This is a genomic window from uncultured Sphingomonas sp. (assembly GCF_946477935.1).
Classification (GTDB): Bacteria; Pseudomonadota; Alphaproteobacteria; order Sphingomonadales; family Sphingomonadaceae; genus Sphingomonas.
Genome location: NZ_CAMLAC010000335.1, coordinates 1 through 2,795 on the forward strand (window position 1 = coordinate 1; position 2,795 = coordinate 2,795).

The 2,795-nt window shown below is 70.6% G+C and carries 4 protein-coding genes; 2 read left to right on the forward strand and 2 right to left on the reverse strand.

Annotated features, from left to right (window positions below):
* Together Q0U08_RS19490 and Q0U08_RS19495 are read left to right on the forward strand one after the other, a co-directional pair.
* Positions 1-452 (forward strand): gluconokinase, GntK/IdnK-type (locus Q0U08_RS19490; RefSeq protein ID WP_298093436.1); only part of this gene is annotated, 452 nt, incomplete at its 5' end.
* 43 nt (positions 453-495) lie between these two features.
* Positions 496-1,014, forward strand: a complete 519-nt coding sequence (locus Q0U08_RS19495; RefSeq protein ID WP_298093437.1) for a hypothetical protein — start codon at positions 496-498, stop codon at positions 1,012-1,014.
* 102 nt (positions 1,015-1,116) lie between these two features.
* On the opposite strand, the gene Q0U08_RS19500 is transcribed toward Q0U08_RS19495, so the two are convergent.
* Both Q0U08_RS19500 and Q0U08_RS19505 read right to left on the reverse strand, forming a co-directional pair.
* Positions 1,117-1,794, reverse strand: a complete 678-nt coding sequence (locus tag Q0U08_RS19500; protein ID WP_298093438.1) for a FadR/GntR family transcriptional regulator — start codon at positions 1,792-1,794, stop codon at positions 1,117-1,119.
* Between the two features lie 22 nt (positions 1,795-1,816).
* The coding region (locus tag Q0U08_RS19505; protein ID WP_298093439.1) for a gluconate permease at positions 1,817-2,795 on the reverse strand (979 nt) is incomplete at its 5' end.

The following is a 2,795-nucleotide window of genomic DNA, read 5'->3' on the forward strand; positions in this document are numbered from 1 at the left end:
GCCCGTTCCTGGAGGGAGACGATTTCCACGATGCCGCTGCCGTCGCAAAAATGCGTGGGGGCCAGCCGCTCGACGATGCCGATCGCTGGCCCTGGCTGGACCGGCTCGGCCGGGCGCTGGGCGATGCCGCGCGCGACCATGGCCGCGCCGTTGCGGCCTGTTCGGCGCTGAAAGCCGCCTATCGCGAACGCCTTGCCGCAGCGGCGGGTGGGGCGACCCGCTTCGTCCTGCTCGACAATGACCGTGACGTGTTGCTTCATCGCCTGGCGAACCGACCGGGCCATTACATGCCCGCCAGCCTGCTCGACAGCCAGTTGGAGACGCTGGAGCGCCCCCATCCGGGCGAACCCGTGATGACGCTCGACTCCAGCCTCCCGCCCGAGCGCCTGTGCGATGCCGCGATGGCATGGCTGGAACTTCCCGCCCCCGGCGCAGGTTTGTCGTTCCGTTAGAAGGCTTTGCGGTCAGCAAAAGCCCAACGGAAGGACGCAGGATATGACCCAGGCATCAGCCCTTTTCGACACCCATGGCGAAGCCGAACGCGCCGTATCGGATCTTCGCACGCTTGGCGTGCGCGATGCGGACCTGTCGGTGATCGCGCATCATGACGGCACCACGACGGCACGTTCGGGCGATGGCGAGATTACCGACGAACATCATCGCAACGTCATCCGCGGCATCCTGGGCGGTGGCGCGCTCGGCGCGGGCCTCGGCGTCGCCGCGCTCGCCATCCCCGGCGTCGGCCCGCTCGCAGCCGCCGGCGCCATCGCCGCCTCGGCCGTTCCGGAGGCGATCGGCATCGGCGCCATCGCCGGCGCGCTCGGCGGCACGCTCAACGAAACGCTGACGAAGCACGGCGTCAGCAAGGAAGATGCCGGTTATTATGGCGACCGGCTGAAGACGGGCGGCGTGCTGGTGACGGTGTCCAACACGGGCCTCGCCGAAAGCGACCTGCAGGAGGTCCTCTACCGCAATGGCGGCCACAACGCCGCACAGGCCCGAACCGCAATATAACTGAATTCCCTCTCCCCTCCGGGGAGAGGGGGCCCGCTGCCTAAGGGCAGTGGGAGGGTGAGGGGCCGCCAGGCAGCGCAACACCGCTTGGCACCCCAAACCTCAAGGCATCAGCCGCTTCCGCCCCTCCGACAGATGCCAGCGCATCGCCAGCGCCGCGGCATCGCCATCCTGCGCGCGGATCGCATCGACGATCATCTCATGCTCGCGCATCATCGCGCCGATCACCTCGGGCGGGCGCGAGCGCGAGATGTCGACCCCGGCGCGCATCACCCGCTCCACATCCGGGAACAGCGCGTCGAACGTCGCCAGAAAGGCCGGGTTGGCGGTCGCCAGCACGATCGCCCGGTGCAGGGCCATATCCTCGTCATGCGCCGGCGCGCTCGACAGCAGCGCGGTGCGTAGTGCCGCCAGCGCCGTGTCGATCACCGCCATGTCGCTGCCCGATCGCCGCGACGCCGCCAGCCGTGCCGCCTCCGCTTCCAGCACGAAGCGCACCTCATAGGTGCCCAGCGTCGCCGACAGCCCCTGCGTCGGCATATAGGCGAGCATCCGGTCCGACGGCCGGCTCTTCACGAACGACCCCGCCCCGCGCCGTGCCTCGGTGATCCCGTCCGACGCCAGCCGGGCCAGCGCCTCGCGCACGATGGTGCGCGACATGCCGAACCGCTCGGCCAGGCTCGCCTCGGATGGCAGCCGGTCGCCGACCGACAGGTCGTCGGCGTCGATCAACTCGACGATGCCGGTATAGGCGCGGTCCGCCAGCCTGTCCTGCGTCATGCCCCTTGCCCTCCCGCCAGCGTCAGAATAGCCGGCTGCCGACCAGCACCAACAGCAATCCCAATACCGATATCGCCGTCTCCAGCATCGACCAGGTGCGGAACGTGCCCGCCGTGGTCGTCCCCAGATAGCCCTTGACCAGCCAGAAGCCCGGATCGTTGACATGGCTGAAGAACACCGATCCCGCGCCGATCGCCAGCACCGTCCATTCCGGCGACACGCCGGTCGCCGCCACCACCGCCGGCATCATCCCCGCGGTCGTGATCGTGGCCACCGTCGCGGATCCCGTCGCCAGCCGGATGCACACCGCGATCCCCCATGCCAGCACCAGCGGCGAGATCATGCTGCCCTCCGACGCCCGCACCAGCAGGTCGGCCAGCCCCATCGTCACCAGCACCTGCTTCAGCGCGCCCCCGGCGCCGATCGACAACAGGATCGCACCGGCTGGCGCCATCGCCTCCGTCCAGATCGCCCCCTGCACCGGCGCCCGCAGCGCCCCCCGCCCGAACAGCAGCGGCAGCGCCGCCAGACTCGCGATCAGCAGCGCCAGGATCGGATTGCTCGCCACCGAAAGCCACGCAAACCCCGGCGCGACAGCCGGCGGCATCAGCGCCTCCACCTGCCCGCCCGCGATCAACAGCACCGGCAGCAGCACCACCACGATCGTCCGCCACACGGCCGGCGGCACGACGCCGGACGCCGCTGCCCCCAGCGCCGGCCCCCCCGGCGCCAGCCCGCGCGCGGTGATCCGCGCCAACAGCGGCCCTGCGACGATCCCTGTCGGCACCGCGACGGCCAGACCATACAGCATCGTCCGCCCCAGATCGGCCCCCAGCACCTCCACCGCCAGCAACGGCCCCGGATGCGGCGGCACCAGCGCGTGCACCACCGACAGTCCCGTCACCGCCGCCAGCAGCACCTGCAACCGCGCCGCATGGCTCGTACCCGCCGGCAGCGCTGCCGCTGCCGGCGGGTACGAGCCATGCGGCGCGGTTGCAGGT

What these genes read in the sequence shown, in the direction of transcription:
- Q0U08_RS19500 (WP_298093438.1), bottom strand. Translation starts at nt 1,794, where the DNA reads ATGACGCAGGACAGGCTGGCGGACCGCGCCTATACCGGCATCGTCGAG.
- Q0U08_RS19495 (WP_298093437.1), top strand. Translation starts at nt 496, where the DNA reads ATGACCCAGGCATCAGCCCTTTTCGACACCCATGGCGAAGCCGAACGC.